Consider the following 21,749-nt stretch of genomic DNA (forward strand, 5'->3'; position numbering starts at 1 on the left):
CGCACGTCCCATAGGGGAGGGAACCTCTAAAAACTGACCCGCGGCTGCGGCGCTATGCAGCCTGGTTCTTCCGCCGGTTTTTAGAGGTTCCTTGTAAGGGACCGCAAGGTCCATAACAGAACGTATCGGGCCGACATGGCCGCAAGTACGTCGAGTGAACCGTTTTACGGCAAACCGTATTCATCACGGTAATTATGTTAACCACGGCGAAAACTAAAGCTTCAAAGCTTAAGGGATCATGATGCAGAACGGCGCAATGAAGGCCTGGCTGGATTCCTCCTATCTGGCGGGCGCGAACCAGTCTTACATAGAGCAGCTCTATGAAGACTTCTTAACCGATCCGGGTTCCGTTGAAGATAGCTGGCGTTCCATTTTTCAACAGCTACCAACCGCGGGTGTCAAACCCGATCAGCTTCACTCTCAAACGCGCGATTACTTCCGCCGCCTGGCGAAAGACTCCGCGCGCTACAACACCACCATCACCGATCCGGAAACCGACGCCAAACAGGTCAAGGTACTGCAGCTGATCAACGCCTTCCGCTTCCGCGGGCATCAGCATGCCAACCTCGATCCGCTCGGCCTGTGGCAGCGCGAGCAAGTTCCTGACCTTGATCCCGCTTACCACAACCTGACCGAAGCCGATTTCCAGGAAACCTTCAACGTGGGCTCTTTCGCCATCGGCAAAGAAACCATGAAGCTGGGCGATCTGTACGCCGCGCTGAAGCAGACCTATTGCGGGTCGATCGGCGCTGAGTACATGCACATCACCAACACCGAAGAGAAACGCTGGATCCAGCAGCGCATCGAGTCGGTGGTGGGGCGCGCCAGCTTTACCGCCGACGAAAAACGCCGTTTCCTGAACGAGCTGACCGCGGCGGAAGGCCTGGAGCGCTACCTAGGCGCCAAATTCCCGGGCGCCAAACGCTTCTCGCTGGAAGGCGGCGACGCGCTGGTGCCGATGCTCAAAGAGATGGTGCGCCACGCCGGCAAGAACGGCACGCGCGAAGTGGTGTTGGGCATGGCCCACCGCGGCCGTCTGAACGTGCTGATCAACGTGCTGGGCAAAAAGCCGGCCGATCTGTTCGACGAATTCGCCGGCAAGCATAAAGAACACCTCGGCACCGGTGACGTGAAATATCACCAGGGCTTCTCCTCCGACGTGGAAACCGAAGGCGGCATGGTTCACCTGGCGCTGGCGTTCAACCCGTCGCACCTGGAGATCGTCAGCCCGGTGGTCATGGGGTCGGTACGCGCCCGTCGCGATCGTCTGGACGAAGCGCGCAGCAACATGGTGCTGCCGATCACCATCCACGGCGACGCCGCCATCACTGGCCAGGGCGTGGTTCAGGAAACCCTGAACATGTCTCAGGCTCGCGGCTACGAAGTGGGCGGCACCGTGCGTATCGTCATCAACAACCAGGTTGGTTTCACCACCTCCAACCCGCTGGATGCGCGCTCTACCGAATACTGCACCGACATCGCCAAAATGGTTCAGGCACCGATCTTCCACGTTAACGCGGACGATCCGGAAGCCGTGGCCTTCGTCACCCGCCTGGCGTTGGATTTCCGTAACACCTTTAAGCGTGACGTGATGATCGATCTGGTCTGCTACCGTCGCCATGGGCACAACGAGGCCGACGAGCCGAGCGCCACCCAGCCGGTGATGTATCAGAAGATCAAGAAACACCCTACGCCGCGCAAAATCTACGCTGACGTTCTGACCGAACAGAAAGTGGCCAGCCTGGAAGATGCCACGGAAATGGTCAACCTGTATCGTGATGCGCTCGACCGCGGCGATTGCGTGGTTGAAGAGTGGCGTCCGATGAACCTGCACTCCTTCACCTGGTCGCCGTACCTGAACCACGAGTGGGACGAAGAGTACCCGAGCAAGGTTGAGATGAAGCGCCTGCAGGAGCTGGGCCGCCGCATCAGCACCGTGCCGGAAGCGATCGAAATGCAGTCGCGCGTGGCGAAAATCTACGCGGACCGCGCCGAGATGGCCGCAGGCAACAAGCCGTTCGACTGGGGCGCCGCCGAAACGCTGGCCTACGCCACCATGGCGGATGAAGGCATTCCAATCCGCATCTCCGGCGAAGACGCCGGCCGCGGCACCTTCTTCCACCGTCACGCGGTGGTGCACAACCAGAAAAACGGTTCGGTCTACGTTCCGCTGGCGAACATCCACAGCGGCCAGGGCGAATTCAAGGTCTGGGACTCCGTGCTGTCTGAAGAAGCGGTGCTGGCGTTCGAATACGGCTACGCCACGGCGGAACCGCGCACGCTGACCATCTGGGAAGCGCAGTTCGGCGACTTCGCCAACGGCGCACAGGTCGTTATCGACCAGTTCATCAGCTCCGGCGAGCAAAAATGGGGCCGTATGTGCGGCCTGGTGATGCTGCTGCCGCACGGCTATGAAGGCCAGGGCCCTGAGCACTCTTCCGCGCGTCTGGAACGCTATCTGCAGCTGTGCGCAGAGCAGAACATGCAGGTGTGCGTCCCGTCTACGCCGGCGCAGGTTTACCATATGCTGCGTCGTCAGGCGCTGCGCGGTATGCGCCGTCCGTTGGTGGTGATGTCGCCGAAGTCGCTGCTGCGTCATCCGCTGGCGATTTCTTCGCTGGACGAGCTGGCCAACGGCACCTTCCTGCCGGCGATCGGCGAGATCGACGACTTGGATCCGAAAGCGGTCAAGCGCGTCGTGCTGTGCTCCGGCAAGGTCTACTACGACCTGCTGGAACAGCGTCGCAAGAACGAGCAGAAAGACGTGGCCATCGTGCGCATCGAGCAGCTGTATCCGTTCCCGCATCAGGCCGTGCAGGCCGTGCTGGAGCAATACTCGCACGTGCATGATTTCGTCTGGTGTCAGGAAGAGCCGCTGAACCAGGGCGCCTGGTACTGCAGCCAACACAACTTCCGTGAAGTGGTGCCGTTCGGGGCTTCTTTACGTTACGCAGGACGTCCGGCCTCCGCTTCTCCGGCGGTGGGCTATATGTCCGTACACCAGAAGCAGCAGCAGGCTCTGGTGAACGACGCGCTGAATATTGACTAATGTTCGCTCGCTTGCCGGCCGAGGGGCCGGCAAGCAGATGATAAAAAACTTAAGGGAAAGCTAAATGAGTAGCGTAGATATTCTGGTTCCTGACCTTCCTGAATCGGTTGCCGATGCGACCGTAGCCACCTGGCACAAAAAACCGGGCGACAGCGTGCAGCGTGATGAAGTCCTGGTTGAAATCGAAACCGACAAAGTGGTGTTGGAAGTGCCGGCCAGTGAAGCGGGCATTCTCGATGCTATCGTGGAAGAAGAGGGCGCGACCGTGCTGTCTCGCCAGCTGCTCGGCCGCATTCGCCCAGGCGACAGCTCCGGCAAACCGACCGCCGAGAAGAGCCAGGAGAAAGAGTCCACGCCTGCACAGCGCGCGACCGCGAGCCTGGAAGAAGAAAGCAATGACGCGCTCAGCCCGGCGATTCGCCGCCTGATCGCCGAACATGACCTCGATGCCGGCGCCATCAAAGGCACCGGCGTGGGTGGCCGCATCACCCGTGAAGACGTGGAAGCGCACCTGGCCAAAGGCGGCGCCGCCGCCAAACCGGCCGCCGCCGCTGAAGCCGCACCGCAGCCGGCTCTGGCCGGCCGCAGCGAAAAACGCGTGCCGATGACCCGCCTGCGCAAACGCGTCGCCGAGCGTCTGCTGGAAGCGAAGAACAGCACCGCGATGCTGACCACCTTCAACGAAATCAACATGCAGCCGATCATGGATCTGCGCAAGCAGTACGGCGAAGCCTTCGAGAAACGCCACGGCGTGCGTCTGGGCTTCATGTCCTTCTACATCAAGGCGGTGGTTGAAGCGCTGAAGCGTTTCCCGGAAGTGAACGCGTCGATCGACGGTTCCGACGTGGTTTACCACAACTACTTCGACATCAGCATCGCGGTTTCTACCCCGCGCGGCTTGGTGACGCCGGTACTGCGCGATGTAGACGCCATGAGCATGGCTGACATCGAGAAGAAAATCAAAGAGCTGGCCGTTAAGGGCCGCGACGGCAAACTGACCGTGGAAGAGCTGACCGGCGGTAACTTCACCATTACCAACGGCGGCGTATTCGGCTCGCTGATGTCCACCCCGATCATCAACCCGCCGCAGAGCGCCATCCTGGGCATGCACGCCATCAAAGATCGCCCAATGGCGGTCAATGGTCAGGTGGTGATCCAGCCGATGATGTATCTGGCGCTGTCTTATGACCACCGCCTGATCGACGGTAAGGAATCCGTCGGTTATCTGGTGACGGTCAAAGAGATGCTGGAAGATCCGGCTCGTCTGCTGCTGGACGTCTAGTAACCCTTGCCGGGCGCGGCGTGCCGCGCCCGCACTCTGTGCTATGTGGCCGGAAAACCATGCGGTTTACCGCGTAATAATGGTCCGGCTAAAAACCTTCAGAACTGAATGGATAGAACATCATGAATTTACACGAATATCAGGCAAAACAGCTGTTTGCTCGGTATGGCATGCCGGCACCGACCGGTTACGCCTGTACCACTCCGCGTGAAGCAGAAGAAGCCGCATCCAAAATCGGCTCCGGCCCGTGGGTGGTGAAATGTCAGGTTCATGCTGGCGGCCGCGGTAAAGCGGGCGGCGTTAAAGTCGTCAACAGCAAAGAAGATATCCGTGCTTTCGCGGAAGCCTGGTTGGGCAAGCGTCTGGTGACTTACCAGACTGACGCGCTGGGCCAGCCGGTTAACCAGATCCTGGTTGAAGCGGCGACCGACATCGATAAAGAACTGTACCTGGGCGCCGTCGTAGACCGCGCGACCCGTCGCATCGTATTCATGGCGTCTACCGAAGGCGGCGTGGAAATCGAGAAAGTGGCGGAAGAAACCCCAGAACTGATCCACAAAATGACCATCGATCCGCTGGCGGGTCCACAGCCTTATCAGGGCCGTGAGCTGGCCTTCAAACTGGGCCTGACCGGCAAGCAAGTCAGCCAGTTCGCCAAGATCTTCATGGGCCTGGCGACGCTGTTCCTGGAGCGCGACCTGGCGATGGTTGAGATCAACCCGCTGGTGATCACCAAGCAGGGCGATCTGGTGTGCCTGGACGGCAAACTGGGCGCCGACGGCAACGCCCTGTTCCGTCAGCCTGAACTGCGTGAAATGCGTGACCCTTCTCAGGAAGACGAGCGTGAATCCCGTGCGGCCCAGTGGGAGCTGAACTACGTTGCCCTCGACGGCAACATCGGCTGCATGGTGAACGGCGCCGGTCTGGCGATGGGCACCATGGACATCGTTAAACTGCACGGCGGTGAACCGGCCAACTTCCTGGACGTAGGCGGCGGCGCGACCAAAGAGCGCGTGACCGAAGCGTTCAAAATCATCCTGTCCGACGACAAGGTGAAAGCGGTTCTGGTTAACATCTTCGGTGGTATCGTACGTTGCGATCTGATCGCTGACGGCATCATCGGCGCAGTGGCTGAAGTGGGCGTTAACGTCCCGGTCGTGGTGCGCCTGGAAGGGAACAACGCCGAACTGGGCGCCAAGAAACTGGCGGACAGCGGCCTGAATATCATTGCTGCGACCAGCCTGACTGATGCGGCTCAGCAAGTTGTTGCAGCAGTGGAGGGTAAATAATGTCCATCTTAATCGATAAAAACACCAAAGTAATTTGCCAGGGCTTCACCGGTAGCCAGGGGACTTTCCACTCCGAACAAGCTATCGCTTACGGCACCAAAATGGTTGGCGGCGTCACCCCAGGCAAAGGCGGCACTCAGCACCTGGGGCTGCCGGTGTTCAACACCGTGCGCGAAGCGGTTGAAGCGACCGGCGCGACGGCCTCTGTCATCTACGTTCCAGCGCCGTTCTGCAAAGACTCCATTCTGGAAGCGATCGATGCCGGCATCAAACTGATCATCACCATCACCGAAGGCATCCCGACCCTGGACATGCTGACCGTGAAAGTGAAGCTGGACGAAGCCGGCGTGCGCATGATCGGGCCGAACTGCCCAGGCGTGATCACCCCGGGCGAGTGCAAAATCGGCATCATGCCTGGCCACATCCACCTGCCGGGCAAAGTGGGCATCGTTTCCCGCTCCGGCACCCTGACCTATGAAGCGGTGAAACAAACCACCGATGCCGGTCTGGGCCAGTCCACCTGCGTGGGCATCGGCGGCGACCCGATCCCGGGCTCCAACTTCATCGATATCCTGAAGATGTTCCAACAGGATCCGCAGACCGAAGCAATCGTGATGATCGGTGAGATCGGCGGCAGCGCTGAAGAAGAAGCGGCGGCTTACATCAAAGAACACGTCACCAAACCGGTTGTCGGCTACATCGCCGGCGTGACCGCGCCGAAAGGCAAGCGTATGGGCCACGCAGGCGCCATCATCGCCGGCGGCAAAGGCACGGCGGACGAGAAGTTTGCTGCGCTGGAAGCGGCGGGCGTGAAAACCGTTCGCAGCCTGGCGGACATCGGCGATGCGGTAAAAGCGGTGCTGAAGCGCTAAGAACCTAGTACGAAATAACAATATCTCGACATGTTTGGCCACCCATTGGGTGGCCTTTTTTATGGGCGAAACTCAGAAAACGTTGAGCGCCTTGATCAGCGCGATCCGATCCTGCAGGCGGCGCTGCTGCACCGGATCCGCGGCGGCTTGCCGCTGCTGCTCCAGCGAGGCGAGGGCGGCGCGGTAATCGTCGGCGTTGCGGAACAGCGCGTCTTTGACGTTGATCGAGGCGACGTTGGTGTAGCGGCCATCGTCGGTGGTCGGCACCTGAATAACGCCTTCATTCAGCAGCCGTTTAACGATCGCCCGCTGCGGTTCGTATCCCTCCATGCCGATCAGTTTCCAGCGCTGCGGCGGCACGCCCTGGTATTGGCCGTGTTTCACTTCCGTCAGGTAGCGCAGGGCCAGGTGGCGAATGGTGCCTTCTTCTTCACCGTACTGCGCTTTGCTGTCGAACAGCACCGGGAAGGATTGCCCTTCCAGCGCGCCGCCCTTTTGCGTCAGGTGGCCCATGCGGTAACTGTTCATGCCCAGACGGATCGGCATGTCGTCCGTGACCGGCGTGCCGTCCGCCAGATGCAGATCGACGATGCGTGAACCGGCGGGTTGGCGCAGATCAATGGTATAGGTGACGCCATCGAAGAAATCGTTGGTGGAATATTTGGACGAACGCCGCGCCGGGTTAAAGCTGTAGGTGACGTCGCCCGGCTGCAGCTGATTGAAGTAGCCGGCGGACCACTCCATGTAGCGTTTAAGCGCTTTACCGTTAAGCTGATAAACGGTGATCTCGCCACCGGCGTATTGGTAGTTAAAGGCGATATCCTTGGCCTTGATGTCGCCGACGTCCAGTTTGGCGCGATCGTTGTCGATCTGCAGGGCGATCACCTGCGCCAGCGGCGCATAGTGCCGGGCGGCCTGTTGGAACAGCGCGCTGATGCCGGTGTCCTGCACGTGCACCTGAGGAATGCCGCGGAACTCGTCGGCAGGCACCAGATCGCTGCCGCTCAGCTTCGCTACCACCCGGTTGGCGTTGGCGCGCAAAATGTCATGATACGGCTGGTAGAGAGCCTGCATGGCGCTGTCCGGCGTCAGCCCTTTGATCGGGTAGGTGTAGCTGTTTTTGTCGAGCAGCGTGAATTTGCCGTCGCGGCGTTCAAATTGCAGATCGATGCGTGACAGCGCGCGGCCGTATTTGTCCGGTTCGGTGATGATGACGCCGTTGACCACCGCCTTGTCGATCTTCACATGCATGTGGCCGGCGACGATTGCCGCCAGTTCCGGGTTGGCGTTGGCAATGTCGGCCACGCCGGTGCCCGGGCGCTGGTTCTCGTTGTCGATGCCCATATGCGCCACCAGTACGATGGCGTCGACCTGGCCGTCGATTTGTTTGATGACCTGTTTCACCGCCTGCACCGGATCGGTGAAGTTCAGCCCTTTGATGCGATCGGTGCCCTTGGCGAATTCAGCGGTCATCGGCGTGTCCATGCCGATAATGCCGATCTTCACGCCCTGACGCTCGAGGATGGTGTAGGCCGGCAGATAAGGCTTGCCGTTGTCCCAGACGATGTTGCCCGCCAGCGCCGCGCCCTTGAACTGCTTGAGCGGGGTGGCCAGCACCGGCAGGCCGAAGTCGAACTCGTGATTGCCCATCACCCAGACGTCGTAATTGAGCGCATTGAGGCCCAGCATCATCGGGCTGACGGCCTCATGCTTGAAGGTTTCAACGAAGTTGCCCTGAATAGTGTCGCCGGCGTCCACCAGGATCAGGTTAGGCTGCTCGGCGCGCACCTTTTTGACCTGAGTGGCTATCTGGCTCAGGCTGCCCGCCAGGTTTTCCGTGTCGCTGGCGTAGTCCCAGGGCACGAAGGTGCCGTGCAGATCGGAGGTGCCCAGCAGGGTGATGTTTACCGTTTCGGCGGCCATGGCGTTTCCCGAGAGTCCCAAGACAGAGGCAAAGATGATTTTTTTCATAACTTATTGTCACTCAATGGAATTTTAACATAAGTGGTCATTTTGCTACAAAATCGCAACCTTTACGATCCCATCGCGAGAAATAGACTAATATTGGAGAGAGATTTGTTGTTTTGTGACTGCAATCACTGTCACGGCTTAATGGAAATAAAAGGTTAATTATGTCGCAGAATAAGCGCGTAATAATACAATGGCGGCTCTTTTAAATTACATTTATTTAACACAAAAATATCATTAAAAAACAATTAAACCATTGCGCAACATGCCCTCAAGAAAAATAGGCGAAATGTGCTGATGAATATGGAAATAATATGCGGATAGGCTTAAATTGTCTCAGATCAAATTAGCCCGAAGTACCTCTTTCGGCTAAGATTTGACCTGTAACCAAAAGTCCAACCCACGTCACGTAAAAACCTATTTATTGTGTGGGATTGGGCGAGTATCATCCATGTTGTGATTATGGATGGTTGATCTTGTTGCATTTGTTACCCGTTGTCGGTTTTCAGTGGCGTGCTTGTCGGCGGCCCGAGGGGCTATTGGCCGAGTGTGCGGTTGAAAGCGGAGAAGCTGGATCAAATTTGTTGTGTTTAAGGGCATTCACTGCGGGGCGTTACTGGCGGCTTTGAAAGAAGTATGCCGATAACCGCGTGTCGGAGTCTTCCTGCGAGGAGCAAGGAGTCAAGATGTTTGATATTGTCGAACTGTCGCGCTTACAGTTTGCTTTAACGGCGATGTACCATTTCTTATTTGTCCCATTAACGCTCGGTATGGCGTTCTTGCTGGCAATTATGGAAACGGTATATGTCCTGTCTGGCAAACAAATCTATAAAGACATGACCAAATTCTGGGGAAAGTTATTTGCGATTAACTTTGCTCTGGGTGTGGCCACCGGTTTGACCATGGAGTTCCAGTTCGGGACTAACTGGTCGTATTTCTCTCACTACGTCGGCGATATCTTCGGGGCCCCACTGGCCATCGAAGGTTTGATGGCGTTCTTCCTTGAATCGACGCTGGTCGGCCTGTTCTTCTTCGGCTGGGATCGTCTGAGCAAGGTGCAGCACATGGCGGTAACCTGGTTCGTGGCCCTCGGCTCAAACCTGTCCGCGCTGTGGATCCTGGTCGCCAACGGCTGGATGCAGAACCCGATCGCGTCGGATTTCAACTTCGAAACCATGCGCATGGAGATGGTCAGCTTCTCCGAGCTGGTGCTTAACCCGGTTGCGCAGGTGAAATTCGTTCACACCGTGGCTGCAGGCTACACCACCGGCGCCATGTTCGTGCTGGGCATCAGCGCTTACTACCTGCTGAAGGGCCGCGACATCGCTTTCGCCAAACGCTCCTTCGCCATCGCCGCCAGCTTCGGCATGGCTGCGGTGCTGTCGGTGATCGTGCTGGGTGACGAATCCGGTTACGAAATGGGCGACGTACAGAAAACCAAACTGGCCGCCATCGAAGCGGAGTGGGATACCCAGCCGGCACCGGCGTCCTTCACCCTGTTCGGCATTCCCGATCAGGACAAGATGGAAAACTCCTTCTCTATTCAGATCCCGTATGCGCTTGGCCTGATCGCCACGCGTTCCACCGACACGCAGGTCACTGGCCTGAAAGATTTGCTGGCGCAACATGAAGTGCGCATCCGCAACGGCATGAAAGCCTACCAGCTGCTGGAAGAGCTGCGCGGCGGCAATACCGATCCTGCGGTGCGTGCGGAATTCAACAAAACCAAGCAAGACCTGGGCTACGGCATGCTGCTGAAGCGTTATACCCCGAACGTCAGCGACGCGACGGAAGCGCAGATCCAGCAGGCGACCAAGGACTCCATTCCACGCGTGGCGCCGCTGTACTTCGCCTTCCGCATCATGGTGGCCTGTGGCGTGCTGATGCTGCTGATTATCGGCCTGTCCTTCCTGAGCGTGGTGCGCGGCCGCATCGGCCAGAAAAAATGGCTGTTGCGTGCGGCGCTGTATGGCCTGCCGCTGCCGTGGATCGCGGTGGAAGCCGGCTGGTTCGTGGCGGAATACGGCCGTCAACCGTGGGCGATTGGTGAGGTGCTGCCGACCGCAGTCGCCAACTCTTCGCTGACCGCGGGCGACATTCTGTTCTCGATGGGGCTGATTTGCGGCTTGTACACCCTGTTCCTGGTGGCTGAAATGTACCTGATGTTCAAGTTTGCGCGTCTGGGTCCAAGCAGCCTGAAAACCGGCCGCTACCACTTTGAACAACCGACTGCCGCCGTGCAGGAAGCGCGCTAAACAGGAGTCCACGTATGTTTGACTATGAAGTACTGCGATTTATCTGGTGGGTGCTGGTTGGCGTACTGCTGATCGGCTTCGCCGTCACCGACGGTTTCGACATGGGCGTCGGCATCCTGGTGCGCATCATCGGTAAAACCGATACCGAGCGCCGGGTGATGATCAACTCCATCGCCCCGCACTGGGACGGTAACCAGGTGTGGCTGATCACCGCCGGCGGCGCGCTGTTCGCCGCCTGGCCGATGGTCTACGCAGCGGCCTTCTCGGGCTTCTACGTCGCCATGATCCTGGTGCTGGCGGCCTTGTTCTTCCGCCCAGTCGGTTTTGACTACCGTTCCAAGCTGGAGAGCAGCCGCTGGCGCAACATGTGGGACTGGGGCATCTTCATCGGTTCCTTCGTGCCTGCGTTGGTATTCGGCGTGGCGTTCGGCAACCTGCTGCAGGGCGTGCCGTTCCATGTGGACGAATACCTGCGTCTGTTCTACACCGGCAACTTCTTCCAACTGCTGAATCCGTTCGGTCTGTTGGCAGGCGTGGTCAGTCTGACCATGCTGGTCACTCAGGGCGCGACCTACCTGCAGATGCGCACCACCGGCGAGATCCACCTGCGGTCACGCGCCGCAGCGCAGATCGCGACGCTGATCATGGCGGTATGCTTCCTGCTGGCGGGTGTGTGGCTGGTGAAAGGCATCGACGGCTACGTGATCACTTCGGCGCTGGACACCATGGCGGAATCCAACCCGCTGCGTAAAGAAGTGGCGCATCAGGCCGGCGCATGGCTGATCAACTTCAACAAGTATCCGCTGCTGTGGGCCTTGCCTGCACTGGGCGTGGTGCTGCCGTTGTTCACCATCCTGTTCTCGCGTCTGGAGAAAGGCGCGCTGGCGTTCGTCACTTCGTCGCTGACCATCGCCTGCGTCATCCTCACCGCCGGGGTCACCATGTTCCCGTTCGTGATGCCGTCCAGCACCGTGCCTAACGTCAGCCTGACCATGTGGGACGCGACGTCGAGCCTGTTGACGCTGAAAGTGATGACCGTCGTGGCGGCGATCTTCGTGCCTATCGTTTTGGCGTACACCAGCTGGTCGTACTACAAAATGTTCGGTCGTCTCGACAAGAACTACATCGAAAACAACAAGCATTCGCTGTACTAAGGATAAGGAGCTAAACCATGTGGTATTTTGCCTGGATTCTCGGAACGCTTCTTGCCTGCGCCTTCGGCATCATCACGGCGCTGGCGCTTGAGCAGAGCGAAGCGACCAAAGCTCAGCAAGACGGTAAGTAATGAGCTCGTCCGTGATTGACAAGCTGTACGCTGTCACCGACAAGGGCCCGGTTCGGGCCCTTTCCCTGGTGCTGGCGTTGATTTTGGCGGGGTGCGTGTTCTGGGATCCGACGCGTTTCGCCGCCAAAACCAGCTCGCTGGAGATTTGGGAAGGGCTGTTGCTGATTTGGGCCGTATGTGCCGGAGTGATCCACGGTTTCGGATTCCGCCCGCAGCGCAGCGTCTGGCGCGCTTTTTTCGCGCCGCTTCCTGCAATTGTGATCTTGTGCGCAGGATTACTTTACGTTTCTTTATAATCTCCCTGATGTCCCCACGTTATGGGCCCTCACGGCCCATAATTATTTTCATTCCCATCTTGTAACCCATTCCCAACCCGATCCGTCTTGCGTATAGTAGCAGCGTTAAATTGCATTGCTGGGAAGTAGAGTGAGTAATACGTTGTTTCGATGGCCGGTTCGCGTTTACTACGAGGATACCGATGCCAGTGGTGTGGTCTATCACGCCCGCTACGTCGCCTTTTTTGAAAGAGCGCGCACAGAGATGCTGCGTCAGCACAACTTTCATCAACAGCAGCTGCTCAGTGAACAAGTCGCTTTTGTCGTCCGGCGCATGACGGTGGATTATCTGGCTCCGGCTCGTCTCGACGAGCAACTGGAGGTCCAGAGTGAAATCACCTCTCTGCGCGGGGCTTCTCTCACGTTTGCTCAACGCATTGTCAATTCTGACGGGGCCCTACTGAGCCAGGCAGATGTCCTGATTGCCTGTATTGATCCACACCAAATGAAGCCAAGAGCGCTTCCTAAGTCTATTGTCGCGGAGTTTAAGCAGTGACTGACATGAACATCCTAGATTTATTCTTGAAGGCGAGCCTGCTGGTTAAGCTTATCATGTTGATTTTGATATGCTTCTCGGTAGCCTCTTGGGCGATCATCATTCAGCGCACCCGCATCCTCAATGCGGCGACGCGTGACGCCGAAGCCTTTGAAGACAAATTCTGGTCCGGTATCGAGCTTTCCCGTCTGTACCAGGAAAGTCAGGCGCGTCGCGATAGCCTGACCGGTTCCGAGCAGATCTTCCATTCCGGGTTCAAAGAGTTCGCCCGTCTGCACCGCGCCAACAATCATGCGCCGGAGTCGGTGATCGAAGGGGCGTCGCGCGCGATGCGCATTTCGATGAACCGCGAGCTGGAAACGCTGGAAACCCATATTCCGTTCCTCGGCACCGTCGGTTCTATCAGCCCGTACATCGGCCTGTTCGGCACCGTGTGGGGGATCATGCACGCCTTTATCGCGCTGGGCGCGGTGAAGCAAGCCACGCTGCAGATGGTGGCGCCGGGTATCGCCGAAGCGCTGATCGCCACCGCGATCGGTCTGTTCGCCGCCATCCCGGCGGTAATGGCCTACAACCGTCTCAACCAGCGCGTCAACAAGCTTGAGCAGAATTACGACAACTTTATGGAAGAGTTCACCGCTATTCTGCATCGTCAGGCCTTCTCCAGCGACAGCAAATAAGTAGGAGGTAGCATGGCGAGAGTACGTGGACGTAGTCGGCGTGAGCTGAAGTCCGAAATTAACATCGTTCCGCTGCTCGACGTGTTGCTGGTGCTGCTGCTGATTTTTATGGCAACCGCGCCAATCATCACGCAGAGCGTGGAGGTTGACCTGCCGGACGCCACCGATTCCAAGACGGTGTCCAGCGATGACAATCCGCCGGTGATCCTCGAGGTTTCCGGCGTAGGTCAATACACCCTGGTGGTGGATCACAACCGTATGGAGCTGCTGCCGCCTGAGCAAGTCGCGGCCGAAGCCAAGTCGCGTTTGGCGGCTAACCCGAAAACGGTCTTTTTGATCGGCGGTGCGAAGGAAGTCCCTTACGATGAGATTATCAAGGCATTGAATATTCTCCATCAGGCGGGCGTGGCTTCCGTGGGGCTGATGACCCAGCCGATCTGACCGTAAGGCCAACGGCAACCCGGTTCCTGCGCTGCGGCCCAGGAACCCCGTATAAGCAACACCAGTTTTTGGGAATCTATTTTGGTAAAGGCAACTGAGCAAAACGATAAGCTGAACCGCGCCGTTATTGTTTCGGTCGTTCTGCACTTCATATTGATTGCCCTGCTGATTTGGGGATCGCTGCAGGAAAAGGTCGACATGGGCGCCGGCGGCGGTGGCGATGGCACCGTGGTCGGTGCGGTGATGGTCGATCCCGGCGCGGTGGTGGAGCAGTACAACCGCCAGCAGCAGCAGAGCAACGATGCGCAGCGTGCCGAAAAGCAGCGCCAGAAAAAAGCGGAGCAACAGGCCGAAGAGCTTCAGCAGAAGCAGGCGGAGCAGCAACAGCGCCTGAAAGAGCTGGAGAAAGAGCGTTTGGCGGCGCAGGAGAAAGCCGCGCAGGACGCCAAGGCGCAGGCTGAGCAACAGCAGAAGGCGGCGGAGCAGCAAAAACAGGCCGCCGAGCAGCAAAAAGCGGCGGAAGCCGCCGCAGCCAAGGCCAAAGAGCAACAGAAGGTCGCCGAAGCCGCTGCCGCCAAGGCGAAGGCCGAAGCGGACAAGGTCGCCAAGGCGCAGGCGGAAGCCCAGAAGAAAGCCGAAGCGGAAGCCAAGAAAGAAGCGGCTGCTGCCGCCGCCGCCAAGAAACAGGCGGAAGAGGCGAAGAAAGCCGCCGCCGCCGCGGCAGAAAAGAAAGCCGCAGAGGCCGCGGAGAAGAAAGCGGCCGCTGAAGCTGAGAAAAAAGCCGCAGCGGAAGCCGAGAAGAAGGCTGCCGCCGAGGCAGAGAAGAAAGCGGCGGCCGAGAAAGCCGCTGCCGCCAAGAAAGCCGCTGCGGACGCCAAGAAGAAGGCCGCCGCCGAGGCTGCGAAGCAGTCGGCGGAAGTTGATGACCTGTTTGGTGGCCTGGCGGACGGCAAGAACGCGCCAAAAGGCGGCGGTGCCAAATCGAAGGGCGACGGTAAACCGGCCGGGCAGGGCAATGCCAAGACGGCTGGCGCCAGCGGGGCGGATATCAGCGGTTATATGGGGCAGATTCAAGGGGCGATTCAGAGCAAGTTCTATGACGCCAGTTCGTTCGCCGGCAAAACCTGCGACCTGCGTATCAAGCTGGCGCCGGACGGCCTGCTGATAAGCGTACAAGCAGCGGGGGGCGATCCTGCTCTGTGTCAAGCTGCGGTGTCTGCCGCCAAGTTGGCGCATATACCGAAGCCGCCGAGCGATGCCGTTTATCAGCACTTTAAGAATTCTATACTTGAATTCAAGCCGCAATAACGGTTGATTGAGTGAGTGATATCACAGGGATGTACTAAGGTAACCAACAGGGATTATGTAGTTTTACGTAAGTTGGTTTGTTAAAATTCTGCTAATTTATCGCAGGCATCCCGCCTGGATAAGGGAGATGAGATGAAGCAGGCATTTCGAGTAGCGCTAGGTTTTTTAATTCTGTGGGCGTCCGTGTTGCACGCGGAAGTTCGCATTGAAATCACCCAAGGGGTCGACTCCGCTCGCCCGATTGGCGTGGTGCCGTTTAAATGGGCGGGCCCAGGCACGCCGCCGGAAGATATCGGCAAGATTGTCGGTGCGGATCTGCGCAACAGCGGCAAATTCAACCCGATCGACGTGGCGCGCATGCCGCAGCAACCCACCTCCGCGTCTGAAGTGACGCCGGCGGCCTGGACTGCATTGGGCATCGACGCCGTGGTTGTCGGCCAGGTTCAACCTGGCGCCGACGGCAGCTATCTGATCTCCTACCAGCTGGTGGACACCTCGGGTTCGCCGGGCACCGTATTGGCGCAGAACCAGTATAAAGTGACCAAACAGTGGTTGCGTTATTCTGCCCATACCGCCAGCGACGAAGTGTTCGAGAAGCTGACCGGCATCAAGGGCGCGTTCCGCACCCGTATCGCCTACGTGGTGCAGACCAACGGCGGGAAATTCCCGTACGAGCTGCGCGTAGCGGATTACGACGGTTACAACCAGTTCACGGTGCACCGTTCGCCTGAGCCGCTGATGTCGCCGGCCTGGTCGCCGGACGGCAGCAAACTGGCTTACGTGACCTTCGAGAGCGGCCGCTCTGCGCTGGTGGTGCAGACCCTGGCTAACGGCGCTATCCGCCAGATCGCCTCGTTCCCGCGCCACAACGGTGCGCCGGCGTTCTCGCCGGACGGCAGCAAGCTGGCCTTCGCGCTGTCCAAGAGCGGCAGCCTGAACCTGTACGTGATGAACCTCGGCTCCGGCCAGATCACGCAGCTGACCGATGGCCGCAACAACAACACCGAACCGACCTGGTTCCCGGATGGCCAGTCTCTGGCGTTTACCTCCGACCAGGGCGGGCGTCCGCAGATTTATAAAATCAGCGCCAGCGGCGGTGCCGCGCAGCGTCTGACGTGGGAAGGCTCTCAGAACCAGGATTCTGAAGTCAGCTCCGACGGTAAATTCCTGGTGATGGTGAGCACCAACAGTGGTGCACAACACATCGCCAAACAAGATCTTGGATCGGGCGCCGTTCAGGTTTTGACCGGCACCTTCCTGGATGAAACGCCTAGTATTGCGCCAAACGGCACCATGGTGATCTATAGCTCCACGCAAGGTATGGGCTCCGTGCTGCAGTTGGTGTCAACTGATGGGCGTTTCAAAGCGCGTCTTCCGGCAACTGATGGACAGGTCAAATTCCCTGCCTGGTCGCCGTATCTGTGATGCATGTGTAAATATGTATGGCAAACTATAAAAGGATCAAAGAAATGCAACTGAACAAAGTGCTGAAAGGGCTTCTGCTGGCACTGCCAGTTCTGGCTGTAGCAGCTTGTAGTTCTAACAAAAGCGCGAACAACGACCAATCTGGTATGGGCGCTGGCGCCGGCACTGGTATGGAAAACGGCAGCAGCAACCTGTCTTCCGAAGAACAAGCTCGTCTGCAGATGCAAGAACTGCAGAAGAACAACATCGTTTACTTCGGCCTGGACAAGTATGACGTAAGCTCCGAATTCGCTCAGATGCTGGACGCGCACGCTGCATTCCTGCGTAACAACCCGTCTTACAAAGTGACCGTTGAAGGCCACGCTGACGAACGCGGCACGCCGGAATACAACATCGCTCTGGGTGAGCGTCGTGCTAACGCCGTTAAAATGTACCTGCAAGGTAAAGGCGTTTCCGCTGACCAGATCTCTATCGTTTCTTACGGTAAAGAAAAACCAGCAGTACTGGGCCACGACGAAGCGGCTTATGCTAAAAACCGTCGTGCCGTTCTGGTTTACTAAGAGAATCGCATGAACAGTAACTTCAGACGTCACCTGTTGAGTCTGTCGTTACTGGTTGGCGTAGCGGCCCCTTGGGCCGCTACTGCCCAAGCGCCAATCAGTAATGTCGGCTCCGGCTCGGTCGAAGACCGTGTCACCTCGCTTGAGCGCATCAGCAATGCTCAAGGCCAGCTTTTAAACCAACTCCAGCAGCAACTCTCTGACAATCAACGCGATATTGATTCTCTCCGTGGGCAGATCCAGGAAAGCCAGTATCAGTTGAATCAGGTCGTTGAACGCCAGAAGCAAATCTATCAACAGATGGATAGCCTCAGCCAGGGCGGCGCTCAGAGCGCCTCTGCGGCAGCGGGCGCTGCCGGCGGGGCAGCCGCAGGCGCATCTTCCGATGCGGGCAGCAGCGCGCCTGTAGCCGCTTCTGCAACGCCGAGTGGCGGTGATGAGAACAGTGACTACAACGCCGCTGTTTCTCTGGCGCTGGAAAAAAAACAGTATGACCAGGCGATTTCCGCCTTTCAGTCCTTCGTAAAACAGTACCCGAAGTCTACTTACCAGCCCAACGCCAACTATTGGCTGGGCCAGTTGTTCTACAACAAGGGTAAAAAAGACGATGCGGCCTATTATTTTGCGGTGGTGGTGAAGAATTACGCTAAATCACCGAAGGCGCCGGACGCCATGTACAAGGTGGGTATCATCATGCAGGAAAAAGGGCAGGCTGATAAAGCCAAGGCCGTGTTCCAGCAGGTGATTAAACAATACCCAACCAGTGCGGCGGCCAAGCAGGCGAAAAGTCGCGTAGGCGGTTAACGGTTAGAAAAATGAGCCCAGAAGTTAGTCGATTTGACCGATTTCTGGGCTCATTCGCGTGAAGAACAAGCAGTTGAACGCATCGGTAAAAAATTTAGGTTGCGCTGCCAAGATAAATTAGTAATATATGCCGCCGTTGCCAAGACATCTTGCAAGATGTTAAAGCGGCAGGGAAATTGGGTCGTTAGCTCAGTTGGTAGAGCAGTTGACTTTTAATCAATTGGTCGCAGGTTCGAATCCTGCACGACCCACCAATTTCTGAAGTAGCAGTAACCACAACAGTGGGTGATTAGCTCAGTTGGTAGAGCATCTCCTTTACACGGAGGGGGTCGGCGGTTCGAGCCCGTCATCACCCACCACTGTTATGGGTCGTTAGCTCAGTTGGTAGAGCAGTTGACTTTTAATCAATTGGTCGCAGGTTCGAATCCTGCACGACCCACCATTCTTAGAGAATGGCTGCAATAGAGAATCGTAAAGGATGAGAACCGTAAAGGTTCGAGTCTCGCAAAGCGAGACAACATCACTCCGGTGATGGCCCGCAAGGGCGAGGCCAAAGGCCGAGTTATCCTGCACGACCCACCATTCTTAGAGAATGGCAGCTTCAGAATCGGTTTGATGTGGCAAAGTAAAGGTCCGAGTCGAGTACCCGTCGAGTTGTCCTGAACATCCCCATCCTTGTTTTCCGCGAGTCGGTTTTTTGTGACCTATTCGCCATCAGCAGTAAACCACATCAGTGGGTCGTTAGCTCAGTTGGTAGAGCAGTTGACTTTTAATCAATTGGTCGCAGGTTCGAATCCTGCACGACCCACCACTCTTTGATAGAGCAAGGTGTTAAATCGTCAGGATGAGAACCGTAGAGGTTCGAGTCTCGCGAAGCGAGACAACATCACCCCGGTGATGGCCCGTTAGGGCGAGGCCAAAGGCCGAGTTATCCTGCACGACCCACCACTCTTTGATAGAGCAAGGTGTGAAAAATAGCAGTACCACAGCAGTGGGTGATTAGCTCAGTTGGTAGAGCATCTCCTTTACACGGAGGGGGTCGGCGGTTCGAGCCCGTCATCACCCACCACACTGCGGGTCGTTAGCTCAGTTGGTAGAGCAGTTGACTTTTAATCAATTGGTCGCAGGTTCGAATCCTGCACGACCCACCAATTCAGAAAAAAGCGCCTTTTGGCGCTTTTTTCGCATCTGCGCCACCTGGCTCTGCCTTTATCCTCTTACTGACATGGCCCACTGAGTCGTGCGGGTGAGATCCTGCGTTCAGGTTCGAGCATCGCGTAGCGATACGACAACGCGCAGCGTTGCCTGCAGGGTGAGGCCAGAGGCCGAATCAATCCTGCACGACCCACCAATTCAGAAAAAAGCGCCTTTTGGCGCTTTTTTCGCATCTGCGCCACCTGGCTATGCCTTTATCCTCTTACTGACATGGCCCACTGAGTCGTGCGGGTGAGATCCTGCGTTCAGGTTCGAGCATCGCGTAGCGATACGACAACGCGCAGCGTTGCCCGCAGGGTGAGGCCAGAGGCCGAATCAATCCTGCACGACCCACCAATTCAGAGAAAAGCGCCTTTTGGCGCTTTTTTCGTTTCTGTCACCCCACACCCGAATCTTTTACTTTCTCGTTTCAACACTGCATCGATCGGCATCTCGCTCTTCTCTGAACGCCATACGCCCCACCAGGACATTATCCGTCGTGATCTGCGTGGTCAATGTCTGTGTTTTTAATCTATTAAACACTGAGTGCGTAAATATGAAAATATCAGCGGACTTTTCGCGCGGTTTTAGGTATTTTGTTTAGTATATAAAACGATGGGCGTTGCGGCAGGCGATATTCACGCGGCAGGCGCCCAGCCTAGCATGAGATTGCAGCGATGAGTGAAATGTTTGATGTCAACGCGGCGGTGTATCCCTTCCCGCCGAAACCGGTACCGCTGGACGTAGCGGAAAAAGCCTTTTATCGCGAGAAGATCAAAACCCTGCTCAAGCAGCGCAACGCGGTAATGGTCGCCCATTATTATACCGACCCGGAAATCCAGGCGCTGGCGGAAGAAACCGGCGGCTGCGTGGCGGATTCGCTGGAAATGGCGCGTTTTGGAAGCGCGCATCCGGCTTCGACGCTGTTGGTGGCCGGCGTGCGTTTCATGGGGGAAACCGCCAAGATCCTCAGCCCGGAAAAGCAGGTGCTGATGCCGACGCTGTTTGCCGAATGTTCGCTGGATCTGGGCTGCCCGGAAGAGGAATTTCATGCGTTTTGCGACAGTCATCCCGATCGCACCGTGGTGGTCTATGCGAATACCTCGGCGGCGGTCAAAGCGCGCGCTGACTGGGTGGTGACCTCCAGCATCGCCGTCGAACTGATCGAGCATCTGGATAGCCTGGGCGAGAAAATTATCTGGGCGCCGGATCGTCATCTCGGCAGCTATGTGCAGAAGCAGACCGGCGCCGACGTGCTGTGCTGGCAAGGTGCCTGCATTGTCCATGACGAGTTCAAGACCCAGGCGCTGCGGCGCATGAAGGCGCTCTATCCGCAGGCGGCCATCCTGGTGCATCCCGAATCGCCTCAGGCGGTGGTCGAGCTGGCGGATGCGGTGGGATCGACCAGCCAACTGATTCAGGCGGCGAAAACATTGCCGCATCAACAGCTGATTGTCGCCACCGATCGCGGTATCTTTTACAAGATGCAGCAGGCTTGTCCGGACAAGGAACTGTTCGAGGCGCCGACCGCCGGAGAGGGCGCGACCTGCCGCAGCTGCGCGCATTGCCCGTGGATGGCGATGAATGGCCTGAAGGCGATTGCCGAAGGGCTGGAGCAGGGGGGCGCGCAGCATGAGATCCACGTGGACGCCGCGCTGCGTGAAAAGGCGCTGGTGCCGCTGAACCGCATGCTGGATTTCGCCGCTCAGCTTAAGATGCAGGTTAAAGGCAACGCTTAACCGTTTAAAAGGATGACCTCATGAGCTTCTTCAGTACCAGCAATATTCTGGTGCATATTCCGCTTGGCGCGGGCGGTTACGATCTGTCGTGGATCGAAGCCATCGGCACACTGTTCGGGTTGCTGTGCATCTGGTACGCCAGCAAGGAAAAAATCATCAACTACCTGTTCGGCCTGATCAACGTCACGCTGTTCGCGGTGATTTTCTTCCAGATCCAGCTGTACGCCAGCCTGCTGCTGCAGCTGTTTTTCTTCGGCGCCAACATTTACGGTTGGTATGCCTGGAGCCGCCAGACGCAGGATAATCAGGCCGAGCTGCAGATCCGCTGGCTGCCGCTGCCGAAAGCGTTGGCCTGGGCGGCGGTTTGCGTTATCGGCATTGGCCTGATGACTTTCAACATTGACCGCGTGTTCGCCTGGCTGACGCAGATTGCGGTGGCGGTGATGCAAGGGCTGGGGCTGAACGTGCAGATGCCGACGCTGCAGCCGGACGCGTTCCCATTCTGGGATTCGGCGATGATGGTGCTGTCCATCGTGGCGATGATCCTGATGACGCGCAAGTACGTGGAAAACTGGTTGCTGTGGGTGGTGATCGATGTCATCAGCGTGGCGATCTTTGCCTACCAGGGCGTGTATGCGATGGCGCTGGAGTATGTCATTCTGACGCTGATCGCCCTGAACGGCTCCTGGCTGTGGATCAAGAGTGCCGGGCGCAACCATTCCAATCCGTTATCTTCCGCTCCGTAATAACAGCAGAGGGCGCCGTGA

The 21,749-nt window shown here is 57.7% G+C and carries 18 protein-coding genes, 6 tRNA genes and 4 other RNA genes; 27 read left to right on the top strand and 1 reads right to left on the bottom strand.

The annotated features are described in order from the left end of the window. The first annotated feature begins 241 nt into the window (after positions 1 to 241). The 4 genes from sucA (at position 242) to sucD (ending at position 6,492) form a co-directional block, all read left to right on the top strand. Complete coding sequence (gene sucA, locus GT753_RS01795; protein ID WP_015376976.1) at positions 242 to 3,049, top strand: 2-oxoglutarate dehydrogenase E1 component; 2,808 nt, start codon at positions 242 to 244, stop codon at positions 3,047 to 3,049. A 64-nt stretch (positions 3,050 to 3,113) separates the two neighbouring features. After that, positions 3,114 to 4,331 (top strand): 2-oxoglutarate dehydrogenase complex dihydrolipoyllysine-residue succinyltransferase, encoded by a 1,218-nt coding sequence (odhB, locus tag GT753_RS01800; protein ID WP_015376977.1) that lies wholly within the window; start codon positions 3,114 to 3,116, stop codon positions 4,329 to 4,331. A 122-nt stretch (positions 4,332 to 4,453) separates the two neighbouring features. Next, entirely contained in the window at positions 4,454 to 5,620 is a 1,167-nt protein-coding gene (gene sucC, locus GT753_RS01805) for an ADP-forming succinate--CoA ligase subunit beta (protein WP_015376978.1), read from the top strand. Beyond that, positions 5,620 to 6,492: a succinate--CoA ligase subunit alpha gene (gene sucD, locus GT753_RS01810; protein ID WP_004939878.1), complete on the top strand. Its 873-nt coding sequence runs from the start codon at positions 5,620 to 5,622 to the stop codon at positions 6,490 to 6,492. The genes sucC and sucD overlap by 1 nt, the downstream gene beginning before the upstream one ends. A 72-nt stretch (positions 6,493 to 6,564) precedes the next feature. Here sucD and GT753_RS01815 read toward each other — a convergent pair whose 3' ends face one another. Then, a complete protein-coding gene (locus GT753_RS01815; protein ID WP_075684753.1) occupies positions 6,565 to 8,463 on the bottom strand; it encodes a bifunctional UDP-sugar hydrolase/5'-nucleotidase in 1,899 nt (632 codons plus the stop codon). Between the two features lie 683 nt (positions 8,464 to 9,146). On the opposite strand from GT753_RS01815, the gene cydA reads away from it, so the two are divergent. The 23 genes from cydA (at position 9,147) to pnuC (ending at position 21,728) form a co-directional block, all read left to right on the top strand. Next, positions 9,147 to 10,715 (top strand): cytochrome ubiquinol oxidase subunit I, encoded by a 1,569-nt coding sequence (gene cydA / locus GT753_RS01820; RefSeq protein ID WP_004939873.1) that lies wholly within the window; start codon positions 9,147 to 9,149, stop codon positions 10,713 to 10,715. Positions 10,716 to 10,729: 14 nt separating this feature from the next. After that, positions 10,730 to 11,869, top strand: coding sequence for a cytochrome d ubiquinol oxidase subunit II (gene cydB, locus GT753_RS01825; RefSeq protein ID WP_015376980.1), 1,140 nt, complete (start codon positions 10,730 to 10,732; stop codon positions 11,867 to 11,869). A gap of 17 nt (positions 11,870 to 11,886) precedes the next feature. Continuing rightward, positions 11,887 to 12,000, top strand: a complete 114-nt coding sequence (cydX, locus tag GT753_RS01830) for a cytochrome bd-I oxidase subunit CydX (RefSeq protein WP_004939868.1) — start codon at positions 11,887 to 11,889, stop codon at positions 11,998 to 12,000. Then, positions 12,000 to 12,296, top strand: a complete 297-nt coding sequence (gene ybgE, locus GT753_RS01835; protein ID WP_004939866.1) for a cyd operon protein YbgE — start codon at positions 12,000 to 12,002, stop codon at positions 12,294 to 12,296. Before cydX ends, ybgE begins: the two co-directional genes overlap by 1 nt. A 130-nt stretch (positions 12,297 to 12,426) precedes the next feature. After that, complete coding sequence (gene ybgC, locus GT753_RS01840) at positions 12,427 to 12,831, top strand: tol-pal system-associated acyl-CoA thioesterase (protein ID WP_004939863.1); 405 nt, start codon at positions 12,427 to 12,429, stop codon at positions 12,829 to 12,831. Then, a complete protein-coding gene (tolQ, locus tag GT753_RS01845) occupies positions 12,828 to 13,511 on the top strand; it encodes a Tol-Pal system protein TolQ (protein WP_004939862.1) in 684 nt (227 codons plus the stop codon). The genes ybgC and tolQ overlap by 4 nt, the downstream gene beginning before the upstream one ends. Before the next feature lie 12 nt (positions 13,512 to 13,523). Further along, complete coding sequence (gene tolR, locus GT753_RS01850; protein ID WP_004939859.1) at positions 13,524 to 13,952, top strand: colicin uptake protein TolR; 429 nt, start codon at positions 13,524 to 13,526, stop codon at positions 13,950 to 13,952. 81 nt (positions 13,953 to 14,033) lie between these two features. Continuing rightward, on the top strand, positions 14,034 to 15,260 hold the full coding sequence (gene tolA, locus GT753_RS01855) for a cell envelope integrity protein TolA (protein WP_015376981.1): 1,227 nt from the start codon (positions 14,034 to 14,036) through the stop codon (positions 15,258 to 15,260). A gap of 132 nt (positions 15,261 to 15,392) precedes the next feature. Further along, positions 15,393 to 16,685: a Tol-Pal system beta propeller repeat protein TolB gene (gene tolB, locus GT753_RS01860; RefSeq protein WP_004939856.1), complete on the top strand. Its 1,293-nt coding sequence runs from the start codon at positions 15,393 to 15,395 to the stop codon at positions 16,683 to 16,685. Positions 16,686 to 16,729: 44 nt separating this feature from the next. After that, the gene (gene pal / locus GT753_RS01865) at positions 16,730 to 17,245 is read left to right on the top strand and encodes a peptidoglycan-associated lipoprotein Pal (RefSeq protein WP_004939853.1); all 516 of its coding nucleotides are present in this window, start codon (positions 16,730 to 16,732) and stop codon (positions 17,243 to 17,245) included. A gap of 9 nt (positions 17,246 to 17,254) precedes the next feature. Continuing rightward, the gene (gene cpoB, locus GT753_RS01870) at positions 17,255 to 18,049 is read left to right on the top strand and encodes a cell division protein CpoB (protein WP_160125201.1); all 795 of its coding nucleotides are present in this window, start codon (positions 17,255 to 17,257) and stop codon (positions 18,047 to 18,049) included. A gap of 178 nt (positions 18,050 to 18,227) precedes the next feature. Then, a tRNA-Lys gene (locus GT753_RS01875) sits at positions 18,228 to 18,303 on the top strand. Positions 18,304 to 18,332: 29 nt separating this feature from the next. Next, positions 18,333 to 18,408: transfer RNA gene (locus tag GT753_RS01880), tRNA-Val, on the top strand. Positions 18,409 to 18,415: 7 nt separating this feature from the next. After that, positions 18,416 to 18,491, top strand: a tRNA-Lys gene (locus tag GT753_RS01885). Between the two features lie 15 nt (positions 18,492 to 18,506). Further along, positions 18,507 to 18,631, top strand: a non-coding RNA gene (locus GT753_RS01890) — RtT sRNA. A gap of 153 nt (positions 18,632 to 18,784) precedes the next feature. Continuing rightward, a tRNA-Lys gene (locus tag GT753_RS01895) sits at positions 18,785 to 18,860 on the top strand. 13 nt (positions 18,861 to 18,873) lie between these two features. After that, positions 18,874 to 18,997, top strand: a non-coding RNA gene (locus GT753_RS01900) — RtT sRNA. Positions 18,998 to 19,042: 45 nt separating this feature from the next. Further along, positions 19,043 to 19,118, top strand: a tRNA-Val gene (locus tag GT753_RS01905). Between the two features lie 6 nt (positions 19,119 to 19,124). Further along, a tRNA-Lys gene (locus GT753_RS01910) sits at positions 19,125 to 19,200 on the top strand. A gap of 75 nt (positions 19,201 to 19,275) precedes the next feature. Then, positions 19,276 to 19,400: non-coding RNA, RtT sRNA (locus GT753_RS01915), on the top strand. Between the two features lie 75 nt (positions 19,401 to 19,475). Next, positions 19,476 to 19,600: non-coding RNA, RtT sRNA (locus tag GT753_RS01920), on the top strand. Between the two features lie 320 nt (positions 19,601 to 19,920). Continuing rightward, entirely contained in the window at positions 19,921 to 20,982 is a 1,062-nt protein-coding gene (gene nadA / locus GT753_RS01925; RefSeq protein ID WP_015376982.1) for a quinolinate synthase NadA, read from the top strand. A 20-nt stretch (positions 20,983 to 21,002) separates the two neighbouring features. Continuing rightward, positions 21,003 to 21,728, top strand: coding sequence for a nicotinamide riboside transporter PnuC (gene pnuC, locus GT753_RS01930; protein ID WP_021504601.1), 726 nt, complete (start codon positions 21,003 to 21,005; stop codon positions 21,726 to 21,728). The last annotated feature ends 21 nt before the right edge of the window (positions 21,729 to 21,749 follow it).

The organism is Serratia sp. Z4, assembly GCF_009900725.1.
Taxonomy (GTDB): Bacteria; Pseudomonadota; Gammaproteobacteria; order Enterobacterales; family Enterobacteriaceae; genus Serratia; species Serratia nematodiphila.

Excerpts from the sequence above, each read along its gene's own strand:
- sucA (WP_015376976.1), top strand. The coding sequence starts at position 242 with ATGCAGAACGGCGCAATGAAGGCCTGGCTGGATTCCTCCTATCTGGCG.
- odhB (WP_015376977.1), top strand. The coding sequence starts at position 3,114 with ATGAGTAGCGTAGATATTCTGGTTCCTGACCTTCCTGAATCGGTTGCC.
- sucC (WP_015376978.1), top strand. The coding sequence starts at position 4,454 with ATGAATTTACACGAATATCAGGCAAAACAGCTGTTTGCTCGGTATGGC.
- sucD (WP_004939878.1), top strand. The coding sequence starts at position 5,620 with ATGTCCATCTTAATCGATAAAAACACCAAAGTAATTTGCCAGGGCTTC.
- GT753_RS01815 (WP_075684753.1), bottom strand. The coding sequence starts at position 8,463 with ATGAAAAAAATCATCTTTGCCTCTGTCTTGGGACTCTCGGGAAACGCC.
- cydA (WP_004939873.1), top strand. The coding sequence starts at position 9,147 with ATGTTTGATATTGTCGAACTGTCGCGCTTACAGTTTGCTTTAACGGCG.
- cydB (WP_015376980.1), top strand. The coding sequence starts at position 10,730 with ATGTTTGACTATGAAGTACTGCGATTTATCTGGTGGGTGCTGGTTGGC.
- cydX (WP_004939868.1), top strand. The coding sequence starts at position 11,887 with ATGTGGTATTTTGCCTGGATTCTCGGAACGCTTCTTGCCTGCGCCTTC.
- ybgE (WP_004939866.1), top strand. The coding sequence starts at position 12,000 with ATGAGCTCGTCCGTGATTGACAAGCTGTACGCTGTCACCGACAAGGGC.
- tolR (WP_004939859.1), top strand. The coding sequence starts at position 13,524 with ATGGCGAGAGTACGTGGACGTAGTCGGCGTGAGCTGAAGTCCGAAATT.
- tolB (WP_004939856.1), top strand. The coding sequence starts at position 15,393 with ATGAAGCAGGCATTTCGAGTAGCGCTAGGTTTTTTAATTCTGTGGGCG.
- pal (WP_004939853.1), top strand. The coding sequence starts at position 16,730 with ATGCAACTGAACAAAGTGCTGAAAGGGCTTCTGCTGGCACTGCCAGTT.
- cpoB (WP_160125201.1), top strand. The coding sequence starts at position 17,255 with ATGAACAGTAACTTCAGACGTCACCTGTTGAGTCTGTCGTTACTGGTT.
- nadA (WP_015376982.1), top strand. The coding sequence starts at position 19,921 with ATGAGTGAAATGTTTGATGTCAACGCGGCGGTGTATCCCTTCCCGCCG.
- pnuC (WP_021504601.1), top strand. The coding sequence starts at position 21,003 with ATGAGCTTCTTCAGTACCAGCAATATTCTGGTGCATATTCCGCTTGGC.